Source organism: Pseudomonas sp. D47 (genome assembly GCF_045447305.1).
In the GTDB taxonomy this organism is placed as follows: domain Bacteria; phylum Pseudomonadota; class Gammaproteobacteria; order Pseudomonadales; family Pseudomonadaceae; genus Aquipseudomonas.
Window position 1 is genome coordinate 178592 of sequence record NZ_JBJGXU010000003.1, and the last position, 20403, is coordinate 198994.

General features: G+C 61.3%; 22 protein-coding genes and 1 riboswitch. Of the genes, 17 read left to right on the forward strand and 5 right to left on the reverse strand.

The annotated features are described in order from the left end of the window. Positions 1 to 24: 24 nt before the first annotated feature. Positions 25 to 570, forward strand: a complete 546-nt coding sequence (locus tag ACI77I_RS04680) for a DUF2058 domain-containing protein (RefSeq protein ID WP_003230516.1) — start codon at positions 25 to 27, stop codon at positions 568 to 570. A 97-nt stretch (positions 571 to 667) separates the two neighbouring features. On the opposite strand, the gene ACI77I_RS04685 is transcribed toward ACI77I_RS04680, so the two are convergent. From ACI77I_RS04685 to purM, 4 genes are all read right to left on the reverse strand, one after another. Continuing rightward, entirely contained in the window at positions 668 to 856 is a 189-nt protein-coding gene (locus ACI77I_RS04685; RefSeq protein WP_064453511.1) for a hypothetical protein, read from the reverse strand. A 375-nt stretch (positions 857 to 1231) separates the two neighbouring features. Further along, on the reverse strand, positions 1232 to 1945 hold the full coding sequence (locus ACI77I_RS04690) for a DUF3108 domain-containing protein (RefSeq protein ID WP_094950276.1): 714 nt from the start codon (positions 1943 to 1945) through the stop codon (positions 1232 to 1234). A gap of 8 nt (positions 1946 to 1953) precedes the next feature. Next, positions 1954 to 2604, reverse strand: coding sequence for a phosphoribosylglycinamide formyltransferase (purN, locus tag ACI77I_RS04695; protein WP_094950301.1), 651 nt, complete (start codon positions 2602 to 2604; stop codon positions 1954 to 1956). A gap of 11 nt (positions 2605 to 2615) precedes the next feature. Next, positions 2616 to 3674, reverse strand: a complete 1059-nt coding sequence (gene purM, locus ACI77I_RS04700; RefSeq protein WP_094950277.1) for a phosphoribosylformylglycinamidine cyclo-ligase — start codon at positions 3672 to 3674, stop codon at positions 2616 to 2618. 355 nt (positions 3675 to 4029) lie between these two features. Between purM and ACI77I_RS04705 the strand changes: the two genes are divergently transcribed. The 5 genes from ACI77I_RS04705 to ACI77I_RS04725 all read left to right on the forward strand — a co-directional run bounded on the left by ACI77I_RS04705 (position 4030) and on the right by ACI77I_RS04725 (position 8636). Further along, a complete protein-coding gene (locus tag ACI77I_RS04705) occupies positions 4030 to 5070 on the forward strand; it encodes a DUF2066 domain-containing protein (RefSeq protein WP_406997047.1) in 1041 nt (346 codons plus the stop codon). Between the two features lie 42 nt (positions 5071 to 5112). Further along, positions 5113 to 6186: an AI-2E family transporter gene (locus ACI77I_RS04710; RefSeq protein ID WP_094950279.1), complete on the forward strand. Its 1074-nt coding sequence runs from the start codon at positions 5113 to 5115 to the stop codon at positions 6184 to 6186. Between the two features lie 203 nt (positions 6187 to 6389). Beyond that, positions 6390 to 7094, forward strand: coding sequence for a DnaA regulatory inactivator Hda (gene hda, locus ACI77I_RS04715; RefSeq protein ID WP_017134884.1), 705 nt, complete (start codon positions 6390 to 6392; stop codon positions 7092 to 7094). A gap of 213 nt (positions 7095 to 7307) precedes the next feature. Next, positions 7308 to 7952 carry a C40 family peptidase gene (locus ACI77I_RS04720; RefSeq protein WP_242151674.1) on the forward strand — a complete coding sequence of 215 codons (645 nt, stop codon included), beginning with the start codon at positions 7308 to 7310 and terminating at the stop codon, positions 7950 to 7952. A 144-nt stretch (positions 7953 to 8096) separates the two neighbouring features. Beyond that, the gene (locus ACI77I_RS04725; RefSeq protein ID WP_094950281.1) at positions 8097 to 8636 is read left to right on the forward strand and encodes a C40 family peptidase; all 540 of its coding nucleotides are present in this window, start codon (positions 8097 to 8099) and stop codon (positions 8634 to 8636) included. Between the two features lie 146 nt (positions 8637 to 8782). Here the strand turns inward: ACI77I_RS04725 and ACI77I_RS04730 are convergent, their stop codons facing one another. After that, positions 8783 to 10096 (reverse strand): sorbosone dehydrogenase family protein, encoded by a 1314-nt coding sequence (locus ACI77I_RS04730; RefSeq protein ID WP_094950282.1) that lies wholly within the window; start codon positions 10094 to 10096, stop codon positions 8783 to 8785. A gap of 99 nt (positions 10097 to 10195) precedes the next feature. After that, positions 10196 to 10444, forward strand: a riboswitch (cobalamin riboswitch). A 78-nt stretch (positions 10445 to 10522) separates the two neighbouring features. On the opposite strand from ACI77I_RS04730, the gene cobO reads away from it, so the two are divergent. The 11 genes from cobO (at position 10523) to ACI77I_RS04785 (ending at position 20399) form a co-directional block, all read left to right on the forward strand. Next, positions 10523 to 11134, forward strand: a complete 612-nt coding sequence (cobO, locus tag ACI77I_RS04735; RefSeq protein WP_242151671.1) for a cob(I)yrinic acid a,c-diamide adenosyltransferase — start codon at positions 10523 to 10525, stop codon at positions 11132 to 11134. Then, positions 11131 to 12519, forward strand: a complete 1389-nt coding sequence (locus ACI77I_RS04740; protein WP_406997048.1) for a cobyrinate a,c-diamide synthase — start codon at positions 11131 to 11133, stop codon at positions 12517 to 12519. Before cobO ends, ACI77I_RS04740 begins: the two co-directional genes overlap by 4 nt. Next, complete coding sequence (bluB, locus tag ACI77I_RS04745; protein ID WP_406997049.1) at positions 12516 to 13166, forward strand: 5,6-dimethylbenzimidazole synthase; 651 nt, start codon at positions 12516 to 12518, stop codon at positions 13164 to 13166. Before ACI77I_RS04740 ends, bluB begins: the two co-directional genes overlap by 4 nt. Then, positions 13163 to 14071 (forward strand): adenosylcobinamide-phosphate synthase CbiB, encoded by a 909-nt coding sequence (gene cbiB, locus ACI77I_RS04750; protein ID WP_094950286.1) that lies wholly within the window; start codon positions 13163 to 13165, stop codon positions 14069 to 14071. The genes bluB and cbiB overlap by 4 nt, the downstream gene beginning before the upstream one ends. Further along, positions 14064 to 15053, forward strand: coding sequence for a threonine-phosphate decarboxylase CobD (gene cobD / locus ACI77I_RS04755; protein WP_406997050.1), 990 nt, complete (start codon positions 14064 to 14066; stop codon positions 15051 to 15053). Before cbiB ends, cobD begins: the two co-directional genes overlap by 8 nt. Next, positions 15050 to 16501, forward strand: a complete 1452-nt coding sequence (locus ACI77I_RS04760; protein ID WP_094950288.1) for a cobyric acid synthase — start codon at positions 15050 to 15052, stop codon at positions 16499 to 16501. The genes cobD and ACI77I_RS04760 overlap by 4 nt, the downstream gene beginning before the upstream one ends. Positions 16502 to 17075: 574 nt before the next feature. Continuing rightward, a complete protein-coding gene (gene cobU, locus ACI77I_RS04765; RefSeq protein WP_406997051.1) occupies positions 17076 to 17597 on the forward strand; it encodes a bifunctional adenosylcobinamide kinase/adenosylcobinamide-phosphate guanylyltransferase in 522 nt (173 codons plus the stop codon). Continuing rightward, positions 17594 to 18649, forward strand: a complete 1056-nt coding sequence (cobT, locus tag ACI77I_RS04770) for a nicotinate-nucleotide--dimethylbenzimidazole phosphoribosyltransferase (protein ID WP_406997052.1) — start codon at positions 17594 to 17596, stop codon at positions 18647 to 18649. The genes cobU and cobT overlap by 4 nt, the downstream gene beginning before the upstream one ends. Continuing rightward, positions 18646 to 19221: an alpha-ribazole phosphatase family protein gene (gene cobC, locus ACI77I_RS04775; protein WP_263273724.1), complete on the forward strand. Its 576-nt coding sequence runs from the start codon at positions 18646 to 18648 to the stop codon at positions 19219 to 19221. Before cobT ends, cobC begins: the two co-directional genes overlap by 4 nt. Positions 19222 to 19223: 2 nt before the next feature. After that, positions 19224 to 19952, forward strand: coding sequence for an adenosylcobinamide-GDP ribazoletransferase (locus ACI77I_RS04780; RefSeq protein ID WP_094950292.1), 729 nt, complete (start codon positions 19224 to 19226; stop codon positions 19950 to 19952). A gap of 42 nt (positions 19953 to 19994) precedes the next feature. Next, the gene (locus ACI77I_RS04785; protein WP_083357456.1) at positions 19995 to 20399 is read left to right on the forward strand and encodes a MarR family winged helix-turn-helix transcriptional regulator; all 405 of its coding nucleotides are present in this window, start codon (positions 19995 to 19997) and stop codon (positions 20397 to 20399) included. The last annotated feature ends 4 nt before the right edge of the window (positions 20400 to 20403 follow it).

A 20403-nucleotide genomic window follows, 5' to 3' on the forward strand; every position in this document is an offset into this window, starting at 1 on the left:
CAGTTGCCTAAGTGAGTAAGCACCATGAGCCTTTCCCTTCGCGACCAGTTGCTTAAAGCAGGTTTGGTCAACCAAAAGCAGGCCAAGCAGGTCGGCAAAGAGAAGCAGAAGCAGCAGCGCCTGGTCCATAAAGGCCAAGCCGAAGTTGATGACACCCAGGCGCGTTTGGCTGCCGAGGCGCACGCCGAGAAGGTCAAGCGTGACCAGGAACTGAACCGCCAGCAGCAGGAAAAAGCCGAGGCCAAGGCCCGCACGGCCCAGGTCAAGCAACTGATCGAGACCTCGCGCCTGCCTAAGCTGACGACTGAGGACTACTACAACTTCGTCGACGACAAGAAGGTCAAACGCCTGTCGGTCAACACGTTGATGCGTAACAAACTGAGCAACGGCTCCCTGGCGATCGTGCACCACGGTGGCAGTTACGAGGTGATCCCGCGTGAAGCGGCGCTGAAGATCCAGGAGCGTGCGCCGGAGCGTATCGTGCAGCTCAACATCCTGACTGAAAGCCAAGTGCCGGATGAAGATGATCCGTACGCTGCCTACCAGATCCCGGATGACCTGATGTGGTAATACGGTAAAAACGAAAAACCCCGCTCAAAAGGCGGGGTTTTTTTTGCAGGTAATCCAGCTGCTGTGTGGGGCCGGATGCCTGCGCGATATCAGAGTTTCAGGAGCTTTGTGCCTGGCGCTTCATCTCAAGAGTTTCGAGCTCGTTTTTATAATTGTGGGCTTCGCTCTCGTCGTGGAACATGCCGACCAGTTGGTCTTGTTGATGTACATCCCAGATGTGAATCCCATGGCCCAGTGCTTCGTGAGACATGTGTGCATCGTCGCGTTCAGTTACTTTTACAGTCATCTGCTTGCTCCAATCTCTGGTTGATCTGCGGCAAGTCGTCGCAGGCCTCTTTTATATGTTTTGTTAGCTTGCTAAGTAAACTGGTTTTGCACGCAACAATTCATTGCACAAAACGCAACAGTGCCGCAGGCCCCGTAAACCGTGACATTGCGTCGCAGGCTGCTGAGTTTTATGACAAAAGTTTCATGTTTGAGTGGGGTTTCAAGCTGGGTTATCTGGGCTGACGGCATCGCGGGCAAGCCAGCTCCCACCGTTAAATGCATTCCAATGTAGTAGCTGGCTTGCCTGCGATAGCGGTAGAGCGTCCAGCACAAAACCTGCAGGCGAAAAAAAGCCCCGCATTCAGCGAGGCTCCTTTTTCAGCTCATCAGCCCATCAGCTACCTTTGACAGCCTTGCCGTCAACGGTGCCGTCCAACAGCATGATGTTGTATTCCTTGCCGTCGGTTTCCACCTGACGCAGGGCAACCAGGATGCCGCCCCAGTCCTTGGCAAACCACATCTGAGTGATGCGCTTGCTCTGCGACGGGTCGCGCACGCGCTCGACCTTGATAGCATCGATAGCGCCGGCTTTGGTCTGGACCTTTTCCGGGCCGATCACGCGGAAGTCGTAGGTATCGACATCGGTGCCTTCAACCACGCGGTAGCTCATGCTTTTCTTGCCGGCGGCAACATCGCGCTGCAGGGCAAGCTGGTAGGTCGATTTGTCGAGCATGCCACTTTCGAGGGTGACGTTGACCGGGTCTTTGTTTTCGAAACCAGTTACTTTTTTGCTCGTCTGGTCGAAGTCCAGGTTGATCTTTTTCGCCTTGCCCAGACCGCCGCGTTCGAAGCTGTAGCTCTTCGGTTGCAGGGCGTCCTTGTCGAACAGGATCACACTGGTCTCGGTGAGGCTGGCGATCATCATGGAAGCCTTGAAGTTCAAGGTCCAGGAGCCATTGTCATTTTTGGTCAGGCTGCGTTCGGCCGAACCACTCATGGGCAACTGTTTCCAGTCGGCGGTGTAGCTGGCGGAGAAAGGGTGAAGGTCTGCTGCTTGCACGGCGGGCAAGGCGAACAGCGCAAAAGCGAAGAGCAAGGCGCGACGCATAAAATCTCCTAGGTTCGAATCAAGTGGCCGCTGGCCGCGAGTAACTGACCGTCCAATAATGCACCCTGTTCGCCAAGAATCAATCGCCCCTCGGCAAACCAGCGAACAGCCAGTGGGTAAATCCTGTGTTCCTGGGTGTGAACCCGTTGCGCAAGTGTCTGCGCTGAGTCTGCAGACTCTACCGGAACCACAGCCTGTACGACCAGAGGCCCGCCATCGAGTTCCTCGGTGACGAAGTGCACACTGCAGCCGTGCTCGGTGTCACCGGCCTCGAGGGCGCGTTGGTGAGTATGTAACCCTTTGTATTTGGGCAACAGGGACGGGTGGATATTCAGCAGGCGCCCTTGGTAGTGCCGCACGAAATCAGCGCTGAGAATGCGCATGAAACCGGCGAGGACCACGAGCTTGGGGTTGAAGGCGTCGATCAGTTCGATCAAGGCGCTATCGAAGGCCTCGCGGCCTTCGAAAGCCTTGTGATCCAGGGCGCGGGTAGCGATACCCGCGTCCGTGGCGCGTTGCAGGCCGTAGGCGTCGCTGCGGTTGGAGATCACCGCAGCGATGCGCACCGGGCTGTCGCCGATGCGCGCGCTGTCGATCAAGGCCTGCAAATTACTGCCGGTGCCGGAGAGCAGCACCACGACATCACATGTAGCGGGCATCCGCTCTTGCATCAATGTGCCTTAAGGTTCTTCAGTTCAACTTGAGCCGCGCCTTCGGCAGCGGTGGCGATCTGGCCGATGACCCACGGCTGCTCGCCTGCTTCGCGCAGTACGTTCAGTGCGCTTTCAACGTGCTCTTGAGCCACGCAGATCACCATGCCCACGCCGCAGTTCAGCACGCGGTGCATTTCGGTTTCGTTGACGTTGCCTTGCTCTTGCAGCCAGTCGAAGACTGCCGGGCGCTGCCAGCTGGCCACGTCGACGATCGCCTGGGCGCCTTTTGGCAGAACACGCGGAATGTTGTCCAGCAGGCCGCCACCGGTGATGTGGGCCATGGCTTTGACCGCGCCAGTGTCCTTGATCAGCTTGAGCAGTGGCTTGACGTAAATGCGTGTCGGGGCCATCAGCAGGTCGGTCAGCGGCTTGCCGTCGAGTTGGATGGTCTCGATGTCGGCGCCGGACACTTCGATGATCTTGCGGATCAGCGAGTAGCCGTTGGAGTGCGGGCCGGAGGATGGCAGGGCGAGCAGGGCGTCACCGGCAGCGACTTTGGAGCCGTCGATGATTTCGGATTTCTCTACAACACCGACGCAGAAACCGGCCAGGTCGTAGTCTTCGCCTTCATACATGCCTGGCATTTCAGCGGTTTCGCCGCCGACCAGAGAGCAACCCGACAGTTCGCAGCCCGCGCCGATGCCAGTCACGACCTGGGTCGCGGTTTCGACGTTGAGTTTGCCGGTGGCGTAGTAGTCGAGGAAGAACAGCGGCTCGGCGCCGCACACCACCAGGTCGTTGACGCACATGGCAACCAGGTCGATGCCGATGCTGTCGTGCTTGTTCAGGTTCAAGGCCAGGCGCAGCTTGGTGCCCACGCCGTCGGTGCCGGAGACCAGTACAGGCTGTTTGTAGCCGGCCGGGATTTCGCAGAGGGCGCCAAAACCGCCCAGGCCGCCCATGACTTCGGGGCGCGCAGTGCGCTTGGCGACGCTCTTGATGCGTTCGACCAATGCTTCACCGGCGTCGATGTCTACACCGGCGTCCTTGTAGCTCAGGGAGGGTTGCTTGCTCATGATCCAGGCCTTTAGGGGGGATTTCTGGGTAACGACCGAGCGGCGGGCGCTTTTGATAAAAGGCCCAGCCGTTGACGGTCTGCGAAGGCGCGCGATTTTATCAGGCTTGAGAGGCAGCGGCCATCCTCGGGCCGACGGGCAGGGCCATATAGGTTAAAAAAGCCGGTTAAAAAAATGCTAATGGGGTCTGCTTTGGCGTGTATTAAGGTATAGCCTTTAAACCGCTACCGTTATGACGTTGCGAAAACTTACCAAGACCCTGTGAATGTTTTACCGGCTGCTGTGGTCACAGCCATGCTAAGCCGAGTTCACGCGGTCTGTTCCAGCCGCTAAATTTGTTGTTCGGGAATCTTCCATGCGTCTGTGTAAATTCTTCTTTGTAGGCTGCTTGTCGTTGGTCAGCCTGGCGAGTCATGCCGAAACCCTCAATGGCCTGTATCAAGTGCTTGAACCTGTCAGCAGCCAGTCGCCGCAGGAGCGCGACCAAGCCACCCAGCGCGCCGTGCAAACCCTGGTGATCCGCCTGACGGGAGACGCCAAGGCCGCCGATGGCCCGGGCCTGGCGGCGATTCGCAAGGACCCGCAACAAATCATCAGCCAGTACGGCTACGACGCCGGCCCACCGGAAAGCCTGCAAGTGGATTTCGACCCGGTGAGCACCGATCGCGCGCTGCGTGAGGCGGGCTTGTCGATCTGGGGCAGCAATCGGCCGTCGATCCTCGGCTGGTGGCTGAACGACTCCACCGAAGGCAGCAGCCTGGTCGGTGATGGCCAAGCCGTCGCCGGCGCGCTGCGTCGGGCGGCGCAACACCGTGGCTTGCCGTGGCGCCTGCCGCTGGGTGATCTGGACGAACAGGTAGTCGCCACAGCACCGAATCTGGAAAGCGCCGACGCCACGCCACTGCGCGCAGCTTCTGAGCGCTACGGTGCCGACGCATTGCTCGCCGTGCACGCGCGCCAGGAAGGTAACCAGTGGCAGGCCAAATGGCGCCTGTGGCTGGGCGACAAGAGTGAGCAGGGCACCGCCCAAGGTGCCGACACCGCCGCCGTGGCCGATGCCGTATTGCTCGCCGTCAGCCAAAAGTTGGCGCCACGTTTTGCCGTCAAACCCGGTGTGAGCAGTGAGCAGTTGCTCGAAGTGCAGGGCATGACCCTGGAGCGCTACGCCGCACTGGGCCATCTGCTCGAGCCTTTTGGTGGTCAGCCGCAGCGCGTGGATGGCAACCGTATTGTGTACCGCGTCAACGGCAGTGCCGATCAGTTGCGTACCCAGTTGAGCCTGGCCAAGTTGCAGGAAGTGCCTGCGGGTGAGGTGCCGGCCCAGCAGCCGGTGGTGGACGCTACACAGCCCGCTGTTGCGCCTGAACCTCAGGCACAGCTGCGTTTTCGCTGGTAATTGTTCTTCCTTTATAGATAGAAGCAAATAATGGAGTGGTTTATGGCGGATACGCGTCGTTGGGTGTGGCTTGGCGGGATTGTCCTGCTGTGCGTTTTTGTGTTCTTACTGCATTCGATCCTGACGCCGTTCCTGGTGGCGCTGCTGCTCGCCTATCTGTTCGATCCGGTGGTGGATCGCCTGGAGAAAGCCGGCCTGTCGCGGACCTTGGGTGTGGTGGCGGTGTTTGCGCTGTTCACGTTGGTCATCACAGCATTGGTACTGGTATTGGTGCCGATGCTGGCCAAGCAGCTGTTTCGCTTGTATGAACTGGCGCCGCAGATGCTCGATTGGTTGCAGCACACGGCAATGCCGTGGGCCCAGGCCAAGTTGGGCCTGGCTGATGGCTTCTGGAAGTTCGACAAGGTCAAGGCGGCGATCAGTGAGCACATGGGTCAGACCACCGATATCGTCGGTGTCGTGCTCAGCCAGGCCACGGCATCCAGCCTGGCGTTGATTGGCTGGTTGACCAACTTGGTGCTGATCCCAGTGGTGGCGTTCTACCTGCTGCGTGACTGGGACCTGATGATGGCCAAAATCCGCAGCCTGCTGCCGCGCAACAGCGAAGAGCGCATCGTTTCCCTGGCCGAAGAGTGCCATGAGGTACTGGGCGCGTTCGTGCGTGGTCAGTTGCTGGTGATGCTGGCCCTGGGGATTATCTACGCCGCCGGCCTGATGGCGATTGGCTTGGAGCTGGGCCTGTTGATCGGCTTGATCGCCGGCCTGGCCGCTATCGTGCCTTATATGGGCTTCGTGATCGGCATTGGCGCGGCACTGGTGGCCGGGTTGTTCCAGTTTGGCGGCGACCTGTACCCGATGCTCGGGATTGTCGCGGTGTTCATGGTCGGCCAGGCCCTTGAAGGCATGGTGTTGACGCCGCTGCTGGTGGGTGACCGGATCGGCCTGCACCCGGTGGCGGTGATCTTTGCGATCCTGGCGGGCGGTGAGCTGTTTGGTTTCACCGGCATCCTGCTGGCGCTGCCGGTGGCGGCGGTGATCATGGTGCTGGTGCGTCATGTGCACGATTTGTATAAAGATTCGGATGTGTATACCGGGGCTGAAGACCCCGATCTGTAACCGCTTCGTCACAAACCCGGCCCAGGCCGGGTTTGTTGTTTTTGGAAGGTGGTGTCAAACTATTTGCGCAAATCGCCCCAAGTTAACGCAAACCTTTGATTTTGCTTGTGGTCTGCTGCATTGTGCGCCCGGCGTCACGGGTATAAACTTTGCAAACTTTACACAGAGGCCACTAACGGTTCGTTTGGAGCCGTTCAGTCAGCATGAAACCGATTCAGCTGCCCTTGGGTGTGCGTCTGCGTGACGACGCCACCTTTATCAATTACTACCCAGGCGCCAATGCCGCTGCACTCGGCTATGTCGAGCGGCTCTGCGAAGCCGACGCCGGGTGGACTGAAAGCCTGATCTACCTGTGGGGCAAGCACGGCGTGGGGCGTACCCACCTGTTGCAGGCCGCGTGCCTGCGCTTCGAGCAAATGGGTGAGCCGGCGGTGTACCTGCCATTGGCTGAGTTGATGGACCGGGGTATCGGGATCTTCGACCACCTGGAGCAATACGAGTTGGTGTGCCTGGATGATCTTCAGGCGATTGCCGGTAAGGCGGATTGGGAAGAGGCGCTGTTTCACCTGTTCAATCGCTTGCGTGACAGCGGCCGGCGCCTGTTGATCGCCGCGTCCACCTCGCCACGTGAGCTGCCAGTGAAGCTGGCCGACCTCAAGTCGCGCCTGACCCTGGCGCTGATCTTCCAGATGCGCCCGCTGTCCGACGAAGACAAACTGCGCGCCTTGCAATTGCGCGCATCCCGTCGCGGCTTGCACCTCACCGATGAGGTCGGGCACTTTATCCTCACCCGTGGCACCCGCAGCATGAGCGCGTTGTTCGATTTGCTCGAACAACTCGATCAGGCCTCTTTGCAGGCTCAGCGCAAGCTCACCATTCCTTTCCTCAAGGAAACCCTCGGCTGGTAGCCAGCCCTTGTATTACGGGGCTTTCGGCAAATTTCAGGCGCCAGAAAACCTGCGTTTGGGCCGCTTTAGCCACGCAAAAGGCGCGTATAGGGTATTAAGGGCTTAGATGTCATAGTCCAAACAAGAAGTCACATAGATCACGATTGAATTTGCAAATCGATGTGATAGAGGGCATAGTCTCGGCTTCTTTACACATCAGCCACGGTCGTGCCCATGCTAAATCGCTTCGCACCCCTCGTGCCTCTCGCACTCGTTACCCTGTTGTTTGGTTGCGCCACCCACACTCAAAACGTGGCTGAGCAGCAAAAACCAGCACAACAGTCTCAGGCAAAATTCGTTGCAGCGCAGTCTTCCACTGTCTATCAGGAAGCTCTCTATAAAGAAGAGCAGGCAACTGAGAAAGAACTCGCCGCCTTCGCCGGCAGCAAGCCTTACCAGCTTCCAGTTCTGGCCGACAGCATCCTCGAACGCGGCATGTCCCTGATCGGTACCCGTTACCGTTTCGGCGGCACCTCCGAAGCCGGTTTCGACTGCAGCGGCTTCATCGGCTATCTGTTCCGTGAAGAAGCGGGCATGAATCTGCCTCGCTCCACGCGCGAAATGATCAACGTGGATGCACCGTTGGTCGCACGCAAGAACCTTAAGCCCGGTGATCTGCTTTTCTTTAGTACGGCTGGCCGTGGTCGTGTGAGCCATGCCGGTATCTACTTGGGCGATAACCAGTTTATCCACTCCAGCAGCCGTCGCAGTGGCGGTGTTCGAGTCGACAACCTGGGTGACAGCTACTGGAGCAAAACCTTCATCGAAGCCAAGCGCGCACTCGCCATGGCCCCGACTACGGTTACCGCTAGTAAGTAAAGTTAAAGTGATACTTGAAGTTTGACGTGTAAGCGCTAGAATCCCTGGACATTGTTGTAATCCGTTCGCGCGAGCTTTGCTTGCGCGTTCTGGTTTTCAGCGCTCGGCAGCGAAAGCCGCATCCAGACCAGGATTGTTCTGCCCATGTCGACCTCAGCCCGCCTCATTCTTCTGGTGTGCGCCGCGCTTCTCAGCGCCTGCGCAAGCCGACCACCGCCGCCCGCGCCTGTAGCGGTCAAGCCTAAGCCGGTGTTCAACTATTCCACGCAAAATTTCTCGCCGGCAGCCGAAGACGTGCTCTTCCGTGCGCTGGGCCTGGTCGGCACGCCTTATCGTTGGGGCGGTAACACGCCGGACTCCGGGTTTGATTGCAGCGGCTTAATCGGGTTTGTCTACCGTGACGCTGCGGGCATCAGCCTGCCGCGCACCACCCGTGAATTGATCGTGATGCGTGCCCAGGATGTGAGCGAAAACAACCTGCAGACCGGTGACCTGATCTTCTTCGCGACCGGCGGCGGCTCACAGGTAAGCCACGCGGGTATCTACGTGGGCGAAGGGCGATTCGTACATGCACCGCAAACCGGCGGTACGGTGAAGCTCGATACCCTGTCCAAGGCCTATTGGCAGAATGCTTATTTGAGCGCCAAGCGTGTATTGCCTGCGAATCTGGCGCGCAACCCCTAGAAATCAAAATGTGGGAGGAGGGCTTTTGTGGGAGCCGGGCTTGCCCGCGATGCAGGCACCTCGGTCTTATCGTTAAACCGAGTTGATGCCATCGCAGGCAAGCCAACCCCCACAAAAGCCCGCTCCCACATTGGTTTTATGGCGTCTTACTTAGCCGCCGACACCCGCCACACCTTATTCCCCACATCATCGGCCACCAGCAAATCCCCCTGCTGATCAATTACCACGCCCACCGGCCGGCCCATGGCTTTCTCATCACTGTTGAGGAACCCCGTCAGCACATCCACCGGCTGCCCTTTAGGCTGACCACCCTCAAACGGCACGAAAATTACCTTGTAGCCACTGTGCGGCTTGCGGTTCCACGAACCATGCTGGCCGATAAACGCGCCGTTGCTGAACTGCGCCGGGAGTTTGCTGCCCTCAGCGAAGGTCAGGCCTAAAGACGCAGTGTGCGGGCCCACCGCATAGTCCGGGGCGATGGCCTTGGCGACCAGGTCCAGATTCTGCGGTGAAACGCGTATATCCACATGCTGCCCGTAGTAACTGAACGGCCAGCCATAAAACGCGCCGTCCTTGACCGAAGTGATGTAGTCCGGCACCAGGTCGCTGCCGATTTCATCGCGTTCATTCACCGCCGTCCACAGTTTGCCACTCTGCGGTTCCCAAGCCATGCCGTTGGGGTTACGCAAGCCGGAGGCAAAAATGCGGTGCTGGCCGGTGGCGCGGTCGACTTCCCAGATCGCCGCGCGACCTTCTTCCGCCGCCAAGCCGTTCTCGCCGACGTTGCTGTTGGAGCCGACACTCACATACAACTTGCTGCCGTCCTTGCTGGCCACCACGTTTTTCGTCCAGTGGTGGTTAATGCTGCCGCCGGGCAAGTCGACCACTTTGGTGCCGGCGGCCTTGATTGCGGTTTCGCCCGGCTGATAAGGAAAGCGCAACAGCTTGTCCGAGTCGGCGACATACAAGTCGTTGCCGACCAAGGTCATGCCGAACGGCGAGTTGAGGTTCTCCAGGAACACCGTGCGCGTTTCGGCGACGCCGTCGTGGTTGGCATCACGCAGCAGCGTGATGCGGTTCGGGCTCGGCACGCCGGCGCCGGCGCGGCCCATGACCTTTTCCATCACCCAGCCGCGAATGCCCTTGGAGTCATCCGGCTTGGGCGGGGCGTTGGTTTCTGCCACCAGTACATCACCGTTGGGCAACACATACAGCCAGCGCGGGTGGTCCAGGCCTTCGGCAAATGCCGCGACCTGAGTACCGGCTGCGGCTGTCGGCTTCGCGCCCTCTGGCCAGCCAATCGCCGGGGCGATATTCACGGTGGGGATCAGGGTTTTGTTCGGCTCCGGCAGCTTAGGCGAGGGCCCGGTGCCGTCTGAGACCTTCAGAGTAGAGCTTTCACCGCAGGCGGCGAGGGTGCCTGCCAGCATGATCAGTAGGGCGAGTCTGGTTTTATGCATGGTTTTCTCCTTAATACCTGTAAGGGTAGAGGTGTTTGCCGGTCAGATCGTTCCAGTACAAGGCCAGCTTTAATTGACGCTCCACCCCCAACCCACTAACCTTCGCGGCTTGTTCCAGGTGCTCTGTGACCGGTGGGTCGACAGAGTGAAACAGGGAAGCCGGTGAGTGAGCGCACTTCTACACAGTGCTGCCGCAATTCCGGCGCTGCCCCCGCAACGGTAAATGAGTGAAAACGGTGCCTTTTGCCACTGTATCTACGTGATATGGGAAGGCGCACCGTTGGCCTGCTTTCTATAAAGGGAGGCCACTCATGAGTCCGGAGACCGGCCTGAAACATCCAACAGCATCACGGTGGGCGATGCTTGGCTGTCTGTTATTTCTTTTTCCTGCCCGCCGTTTTTGTCCAGCCCCAACGGAGAGCTGTCATGACCGATTCCCCCGACCGCGACGAACGCCACCTGGCGCGCATGCTGCGCAAAAAAGCCGTGATCGATGAACGTATCGCCAATTCCCCGAGCGAATGCGGCTTGCTGCTGGTATTGACCGGCAACGGCAAAGGCAAGAGCAGTTCGGCGTTTGGCATGCTCGCCCGCGCCATGGGCCACGGCATGCAGTGCGGCGTGGTGCAGTTCATCAAGGGGCGCAACAGCACCGGTGAGGAACTGTTCTTCCGCCGCTTCCCCGAGCAAGTGCGCTTTCACGTGATGGGCGAAGGCTTCACCTGGGAAACCCAGGACCGCCAGCGCGACATCGCCGCCGCCGAAGCCGCCTGGGCAGTTTCCCGCGAACTGCTGCAAGACCCTTCCATCGGCCTTGTGGTGCTGGATGAACTGAACATCGCCCTCAAGCACGGCTACCTTGATCTGGACCAGGTACTCAGCGACCTGCAAGCCCGCCCGCCGATGCAGCACGTGGTGGTCACCGGCCGTGGCGCTAAGCCTGAGCTGATCGAAATGGGCGACACCGTCACCGAAATGGGCATGCTCAAGCACGCGTTCCAGGCCGGTATCAAGGCACAGAAGGGCGTCGAACTTTGAATCAGCCCCGTCATTGCCCGGCCGTCCTGATCGCCGCACCGGCGTCCGGCCAAGGCAAAACCACCGTCACCGCCGCGCTGGCGCGTTTGCACCGCAACCTGGGGCGCAAGGTGCGCGTGTTCAAATGCGGGCCGGACTTTCTTGACCCGATGATCCACGAACGCGCCAGCGGTGCGCCGGTGTATCAATTGGACATGTGGATGGTCGGTGAGCAGGAAAGTCGCCGTTTGCTGTGGGAGGCGGCGGGCGAAGCCGACCTGATCCTGATCGAAGGCGTGATGGGCCTGTTCGACGGCACGCCCTCCAGCGCTGACCTGGCGCGGCACTTTGGCGTGCCGGTGCTCGGGGTGATCGACGGCACCGCCATGGCCCAGACCTTTGGTGCGCTGGCCTTGGGCTTGGCGCGCTATCAGCCCGACCTGCCGTTCGCCGGCGTGCTGGCCAACCGCGTCGGCACCCTGCGCCATGCACAATTGCTCGAAGGCAGCCTCACCGAAGGCCTGCGCTGGTACGGCGCGCTGTCGCGGGAAACCGGGATCGAATTGCCCAGCCGCCACCTGGGTCTGGTGCAAGCCAGCGAATTGAATGACCTCGACGTGCGCCTGGACGCCGCCGCCCAAGCCCTGGGCAGCAGTTGCGAAGTCGCCTTGCCGCCACCGGTGACCTTCGCCGCGCCTGAAGTGATCGAAGCCGAGCCCTTGCTGGCTGGCGTGCGCATCGCTGTCGCCCGTGACGAAGCCTTTGCCTTCACCTATGGCGCCAGCCTCGACCTGCTGCGGGCGATGGGCGCCGAGTTGTGCTTCTTCTCGCCGATTCACGATAGCGAATTACCTGACGCCGACAGCCTCTATTTGCCCGGTGGTTACCCGGAATTGCACCACCAGGCGCTGTCGGAAAACACCCTGATGCTCGACGCGATCCGCGCCCATCACGCCGCCGGTAAACCCATGCTCGCCGAATGTGGCGGCATGCTTTATTTACTGGACTCGCTCACCGATGTCGACGGCACCCGTGCCGAACTGGTCGGCCTGTTGCAAGGTGATGCGGTGATGCAAAAGAAACTCGCAGCCCTGGCCCTGCAAAGCGTCGAGTTGCCGGAAGGCGTACTGCGCGGTCACACCTATCACCATTCCCTGACCAGTACTGAGTGGCAGCCAATTGCTCGTGGGCTTAGCCCTAACGGCGGGCGCGGTGCTGAGGCGGTTTACCGACAGGGGCGGATGACGGCTTCCTACGTGCACTTTTACTTTCCCTCCAACCCTACGGCGGTGGCTGCTTTGTTTGCGCCGAGCCTTGAGAGTGCTATCGCAGGCAAGCCAGCTCCCACATCGACAGCGTTCGCAAATCAAAATGTGGGAGCGGGCTTGCCCGCGATAGGGCCATGACTGACAACGCCTACCCCCAAGCCGAACGCGACGCCGTCTACCGCGCCATCGCCGAACGCCGCGACATGCGCCACTTCACAGGTGGCAGCGTGGCCCCCGACTTGCTGCACCGCCTGCTCCAGGCCGCGCACCAGGCGCCCAGCGTCGGCTTGATGCAGCCCTGGCGGTTTATCCGCATCAGCGACCGCCCATTGCGCGGGCAGATTCAGCAACTGGTGGAAGAAGAGCGCGTGCGCACCGCCGAGGCGCTGGGCGAGCGCTCCGATGAATTCATGAAGCTCAAGGTTGAAGGCATCCACGACTGCGCCGAAGTGTTGGTGGCGGCGCTGATGGATGACCGCGAACGCCATATCTTTGGCCGTCGCACCTTGCCGGAAATGGACATGGCGTCGTTGTCCTGCGCGATCCAGAATCTGTGGCTGGCGGCTCGTGTCGAAGGCCTTGGCATGGGCTGGGTCTCGTTGTTCGAACCGCAAGCCCTGGCCGACCTGCTGGGCTTGCCGCCCGGTGCCAAACCCCTGGCGGTGTTGTGCCTGGGCCCGGTCGCCGAGTTCTACCCGGCACCGATGTTGCAGCTCGAAGGCTGGACCGAACCACGGCCGATGAGTGACATGTTGTATGAGAATGTGTGGGGAGTGAGTCAATGAGTGTGGCCTTGCTGTGTGTCGCTGCCGTGGCGCTGGATGCGCTGCTGGGCGAGCCCAAGCGCTGGCATCCGCTGGTGGCGTTCGGCAACTTCGCCGGGCGCATCGAGCAGCGTTTCAACAGCGGTGGCCGCGGCTGGCGCAGCCACGGCGTGACCGCGTGGTTTGTCGCGGTGGTGCCGCTGACCCTGCTGGCCACCGCGTTGTCATGGGCGCCGTATATCGGCTGGGCGTTGGAGATTCTGGCGTTGTACCTGGCGCTGGGCATGCGCAGCCTTGGCGAACATGTGATCCCGGTCGCCCAGGCGTTGCGCAGTGATGACCTGGATGAAGCGCGTAAGCGCGTGAGTTACCTGGTCAGCCGCCAGACCAGCGAACTGGACAGCACCGAAGTCGCGCGTGCCGCCACCGAATCGGTGCTGGAGAACGGCAGCGATGCGGTGTTCGCAGCACTGTTCTGGTTTGTCGTCGCTGGCGTGCCGGGCGTGGTGCTCTATCGCCTGAGCAACACCCTCGACGCCATGTGGGGCTATCGCAACGAGCGCTTTGAGCGTTTCGGCTGGGCGGCGGCAAAGATCGACGATGTACTCAACTATATTCCCGCGCGCTTGGTGGCTTTGACCTACGCCGTACTCGGCAAAACCCGCCTAGCGCTCAAATGCTGGCGCACCCAGGGCCCGACGTGGGACAGCCCTAACGCAGGGCCAGTGATGGCCGCCGGTGCGGGCGCATTGGGGGTGGAACTGGGTGGCGCGGCGATTTATCACGGTGAGCTGCATCAGCGCCCGCAACTGGGCGAAGGCCCGGCGGCGGATGCCGACGCTATCGACCGCGGCTGGCAACTGGTGCAGCGCGGTGTGTGGTTATGGCTGTTGATCCTCTGCGCGGGGGCGCAATTCTATGCTTGAACACGGTGGCCGGCTGCGTAAGGCAGTGATTCAGTACGGGATTGCCGAGGCGGATTGGCTCGACCTGTCCAGCGGCCTGGCGCCCTGGCCGTGGCCGATCCCTGAGATCCCATTGCGGGCCTGGGCGCGCTTGCCGGAAACCGATGACGGCCTGGAGAAGGCCGCCAGCGAATACTACGGCGCTGCTCACGTGCTGCCGGTGGCGGGTTCCCAGGCAGCCATCCAATTGCTGCCGCGCTTGCGTCGTTCCGGCAAGGTCGGCGTGCTGTCGCCGTGTTATGCCGAGCACGCCGAAGCCTGGCGTCGCGCCGGTTACGTGGTGCGCGAGGTGCAGGAGCAGGAAGTCGACTTCTTTCTCGACAGCCTCGATGTGCTGGTGGCGGTCAACCCCAACAACCCCACTGGCCTGAGGCTGCCCCCGCAGCGCCTGCTGGAGTGGCACTCGCGACTGGCCCAGCGCGGCGGCTGGCTGGTGGTGGACGAAGCGTTTATGGACGTCACCCCGCACTTGAGCCTGGCCAGCCAGACCCACCAAGTCGGCCTGATTGTGTTGCGCTCGTTCGGCAAATTCTTCGGCCTGGCCGGTGTGCGCCTGGGCTTTGTGCTGGCGGAGCGCAAGCTGCTCAAATTGTTGGCCGAACAGCTCGGCCCGTGGACGGTCAGCGGGCCGACGCGGGTGCTCGGCCAAGTGTGCCTGCGCGATACGGCGGGGCATGCCCATCAGCGTAATCGCTGCATCGAAGCCGGCCAGCGCCTATTTGAACTGCTGGAGCGCCACGGCTTTCAACCCCAAGGCGGCTGCGCGTTGTTCCAATGGCTGATCACGCCGCACGCCGAACGCCTGCACGAATTCATGGCCCAGCGCGGCATTCTGTTGCGTCTGTTTATCCACGACAGCAGCCTGCGTTTCGGCCTGCCCGACACTGAGGCGGATTGGCTTCGACTTGATGAGGCCCTGGCCGCCTACAAGGACGCCGCATGAGTACGCTGATGGTGCAAGGCACCACCTCCGACGCCGGTAAAAGTACCCTGGTGACCGCGCTGTGCCGCTGGCTGGTGCGCCAGGGCGTGGCGGTGGCGCCGTTCAAGCCGCAGAACATGGCGCTCAACAGCGCCGTGACGGCTGAAGGCGGCGAGATCGGCCGCGCCCAGGCCGTGCAAGCCCAGGCCGCTAACCTCGCGCCGCACACCGACATGAACCCGGTGCTGCTCAAACCCAACAGTGACACCGGCTCCCAGGTGATCATCCATGGCCGCGCCGTGACCAGCATGAACGCCGTGGCCTATCACGACTATAAAGCCATTGCGATGCAGGCAGTGCTGGCCTCCCACGCGCGTTTGAGCGAGGCCTACCCGGTGGTGATGGTGGAAGGCGCGGGTTCCCCGGCAGAGATCAACCTGCGCGCCAATGACATCGCCAATATGGGCTTCGCCGAAGCGGTGGATTGCCCGGTGCTGCTGATCGCCGATATCAATCGCGGTGGCGTGTTTGCCCATCTGGTCGGCACCCTGCAATTGCTTTCGCCGACCGAGCAGGCGCGGGTCAAGGGCTTCATCATCAACCGCTTTCGTGGCGATATTGCGCTGTTGCAGCCAGGTTTGGATTGGCTGGAAGCGCGCACCGGCAAGCCAGTGGTGGGCGTGTTGCCTTACGTCATGGACTTGCATCTGGAAGCCGAAGACGGCATCGACCAGCGCCAGATCGACAAGGCCGCGCAGGTGCTCAACGTGGTGGTGCCGGTGTTGCCGCGTATCAGCAATCATACGGATTTTGATCCGTTGCGCCTGCATCCGCAGGTGGATTTGCAGTTTATCGGCCCGGGCCAGCCCATTCCGGCGGCTGACCTGATTATCTTGCCGGGTTCGAAAAGTGTGCGCAGCGATTTGGCGTACCTGCGCGCTAATGGCTGGGACACGGCCGTGGCGCGGCATTTGCGTTATGGCGGCAAGGTGTTGGGGATTTGCGGTGGGTTGCAGATGCTCGGTGAGCAAGTGCATGACCCGCTGGGGTTGGAAGGGCTGGCCGGGTCCAGCGATGGGCTGGGGTTGCTGGCGTTCAGCACGACGCTGGAGCAAGAGAAGCAATTGCGCAATGTGCGTGGGCGGTTGTTGCTGGAGGATGCTGAGGTCAGTGGCTATGAGATCCATGCGGGTGTGACCTCGGGCAGTGGCTTGTCGCGTGCCGCGGTGTTTTTGGATGATGGCCGAAGTGATGGCGCGCAGAGTGAAGACGGGCAGATTCTTGGCACCTATCTGCATGGGTTGTTTGAGACGCCGGCCGCTTGCAGCGCCCTATTGCGCTGGGCTGGTTTGGAGTCTGTGCAGGAAGTGGATTACCACGCTTTGCGCGAGCGTGATATTGAGCGGTTGGCGGACTTGGTGGAGAACCATCTGGATACCGGCTTATTGCGCAAGCTGTGCGGGATTTGACGGTGTACACACGGACTTTAGGTGGGAGCGGGCTTGCCTGCGATGGCGGTCTGCCAGTCAACCACTATTGCACTGATGCACCACGCCCTAAATGTGGGAGCGGGCTTGTTCGCGAAGGCGGTGGGTCGGTGTACATATCCATTTCTTTGGTAACGGCGACCTATGGTTCCGCTCTTACAGCGGGTCACTTTTGGAAAGACCCAAAAGTAACCAAAAGGTCTTCGCCCCACCACTCGGCACCTCGCCTAGGCTCGGTGTGCCCGAACGCAGGCTTGAATCCGTGGGCCGCCGCGATGGGCCATCCTTGGCCCAGCGCGGCTAACCCGGCGTCCTGCCGGGTTACCCACGGATTCAAGCCTGCGTTCGGCCAGCGTGGTTTAACGGGGCGACTGAGATCAAAGTCAAAAGCCAGATCAACAGCCAGATCAAAGGCCAGATCAAAAGCAGATCTGCTTTTCTGTGGGAGCTGGCTTGCCTGCGATGGCGGCCTGCCAGCCAGCCACTATTCAACTGATGCACCACATTTGACGGTGCCCACTTCAAGCGACCGGCCGGCCAATAAAGGTGCCTTCCCATGTATCAGTTGATCCTCGGCGGTGCCCGTTCCGGTAAGAGCCGTCTCGCCGAAAAGCTCGCCAATGAGAGCGCTTTGCCCGTTACCTATATCGCCACCAGCCAGCCGCTGGACGGTGAGATGAACGAGCGCGTCGCGCTGCATCGCCAGCGTCGCCCCGATCACTGGGGCTTGATCGAGGAACCCATCGAATTGGCGCGCGTTCTGCGTGAAAACGCCGCCGCCGAGCGCTGCCTGTTGGTGGATTGCCTGACCCTGTGGCTGACCAATCTGCTGATGCTCGAAGACCCGGCGCGTCTGGCGCTTGAGCGTGACCAACTGCTGGAAACCCTGGCTTCGTTGCCAGGTGAAATCATTTTTGTCAGCAACGAGACCGGTCTGGGTGTCGTGCCGCTGGGCGAATTGACTCGCCGCTATGTGGATGAAGCCGGTTGGCTGCATCAAGCCTTGGCTGAGCGCTGTCAGCGTGTTGTCCTGACCGTCGCCGGCCTGCCCCTGACTTTGAAAGGTACTGCGTTATGACTGACACTTGGTGGCTCAACCCCTGCAAGGCCGTCGACGCTTCGGCGCATGAACACGCGCTGGCTCGCCAACAGCAACTGACCAAACCGACCGGTTCTCTCGGTCAGCTGGAAGCCGTGGCGGTGCAGTTGGCCGGCTTGCAAGGCCAGGTCAAGCCGTTGGTGGACCACGTGTGGATCGCGATTTTCGCCGGTGATCATGGTGTGGTCGCAGAAGGCGTGTCGGCGTTTCCCCAGGAAGTGACCGGGCAGATGCTGCACAACTTTGTCACCGGCGGCGCGGCCATCAGCGTATTGGCGCGGCAGTTGGATGCGCAGCTGGAGGTGGTCGACCTGGGGACGGTAACGCCGTCGCTGAACCTGCCGGGTGTGCGTCACCTGAACATCGGCGCGGGCACGGCCAATTTCGTCAACGGCCCGGCGATGACTGAGGCTCAGGGTCGCTTGGCCCTGCACGCCGGTCGCGACAGCGCGCGCCGTGCCTTGGAGAGCGGCGCGCAGTTGTTTATCGGCGGTGAGATGGGCATCGGCAACACCACCGCTGCCAGCGCCTTGGCGTGCGCGTTGCTCGACTGCCAGGTCAGCGACCTGACCGGTCCGGGCACCGGTTTAAATGCCCAAGGCGTCAGTCACAAGGTGGCCGTCATCGAGCGCGCATTGGCGTTGCATGCCGGGCAGCGTGGCGACGCGTTGCAGACCCTGTTCAACCTCGGCGGGTTTGAAATTGCCGCGCTGGTTGGTGCCTACCTGGCCTGCGCCCAGGAAGGCATCGTGGTGCTGGTGGATGGGTTTATCTGCACGGTTGCGGCGTTGGTTGCCACCCGCTTGAACCCAGCGTGCCGTGAGTGGCTGGTGTTCGGCCATCGCGGCGCTGAGCCGGGTCATCGTCATGTGCTGCAACGCCTTGACGCACAACCGTTGCTGGAATTGGGCCTGCGCCTGGGTGAGGGCAGCGGTGCAGCGCTGGCGGTGCCGTTGTTGCGCCTTGCGTGCGCATTGCACGGGCAGATGGCGACCTTCGCCGAAGCCGCCGTGGCGGACCGCCCGGCATGACCTTGCACCTGGACCTGCTGCGCCACGGCGAAACGGAGCTGGGCGGTGGCCTGCGCGGCAGCCTGGACGACGCACTCACCGCCAAGGGCTGGGAGCAGATGCGCGCCGCTGTGGTGGAGCAGGGGCCGTGGGACCGGTTGGTCAGCTCGCCACTGCAACGCTGCGCGCTGTTCGCCCAAGAGTTAGGTGCTCGGCTCAAGCTCCCCATGAGTCTGGAAAAGGATCTGCAAGAGCTGCACTTCGGCGCCTGGGAAGGGCAGAGCGCGGCCGCGCTGATGGAAACCGATGCCGAAGGGTTGGGCTTGTTCTGGGCCGATCCCTATCGCTTCACACCGCCTGAAGGCGAGCGTGTCAGCGACTTTTCCGACCGTGTTCTCGGCGCTGTCTCACGTTTGCATCAAGCTTATGCTGGCGAGCGCGTGTTGCTGATCAGCCACGGTGGCGTCATGCGTCTGCTGCTGGCGCAAGCGCGCGGTTTGCCCCGCGAGCAACTGCTGAATGTCGAAGTCGGCCACGGTGGGCTGTTCAGCCTGCAGGTGGCGGCCGACGGCGTGTTGAAGGAAGGACGCTGACGATGCTGCCATTCTGGATCGCCCTGCAATTTCTCAGCAGCCTGCCGATTCGGCTGCCGGGCATGCCACAGCCTCAGGAGCTGGGGCGTTCGCTGCTGTTTTATCCGCTGGTCGGGTTGTTGTTCGGGCTGCTGCTGTGGGCCCTGAACACGGCGTTGATGGGCGCCCCGTTGTTGCTGCACGCCGCGCTGTTACTGACGGCGTGGGTGCTGCTCAGTGGAGGCTTGCACCTGGACGGCCTGGCCGACAGCGCGGATGCCTGGCTCGGTGGTTTCGGCGATCGTGAGCGCACCCTGACCATCATGAAAGACCCGCGCAGCGGACCGATTGCCGTGGTCACCTTGGGCTTGGTGTTGCTGCTCAAGTTCACGGCATTGGTGGCCTTGATCGAGCAACACAACAGTGCCGCGCTGATCCTCGCGCCACTGATCGGACGTGCATCGATGCTGGCGCTGTTCCTCACCACGCGCTATGTGCGTGCAGGAGGTCTGGGGCAGGCGTTGTCAGATCATTTACCGCGGATCGTCGGCCAACAGGTGCTGATCCTCAGCGGCCTGGCCTGCATCCTGATCGGAGGTTTCAGCGGCGGGATCGCTGTTTTACTCGCGGCCCTGTGCTTTATCGGCCTGCGCCAACTGATGGTCAATCGGCTCGGCGGCACCACCGGCGACACGGCCGGCGCACTGTTGGAGCTGTTGGAAGTCGCGGTGTTGGTCGGCTTGGCGTTGTAACACTTTCTTGCATTTCCATAATCGCGGGTATATACACCTTCCATGCTTGCCTCCCAATGTTTATGCACCAACCTGCGACGCGCCGCCCGTGGCGTCAGCAGGCACTACGACGGCGCTCTCGACGGCTTCGGGATCAACGTCGCCCAGTATTCTTTGCTGTGTAACTTGCAACGCCTGGATCAACCGAGCATTTCCAGCCTGGCTGAAGCCATGGGCCTGGATCGCAGTACCTTGGGGCGTAACCTGCGGGTATTGGAAGGCGAAGGCCTGGTGCAGTTGGTCGAGGGTGATGACTTGCGCAACCGCCTGGTGGTGCTGACCGTCGCCGGCGAGCAACGTCTGGCCGCCGCATTGCCGGCATGGGAAGCGGCGCAGCAGAAATTGATTGATCAGTTAGGCGCCGAAAAGCGCGAAACCTTGTTGGCCTTGCTGGACGAACTCGCCTGAGCGC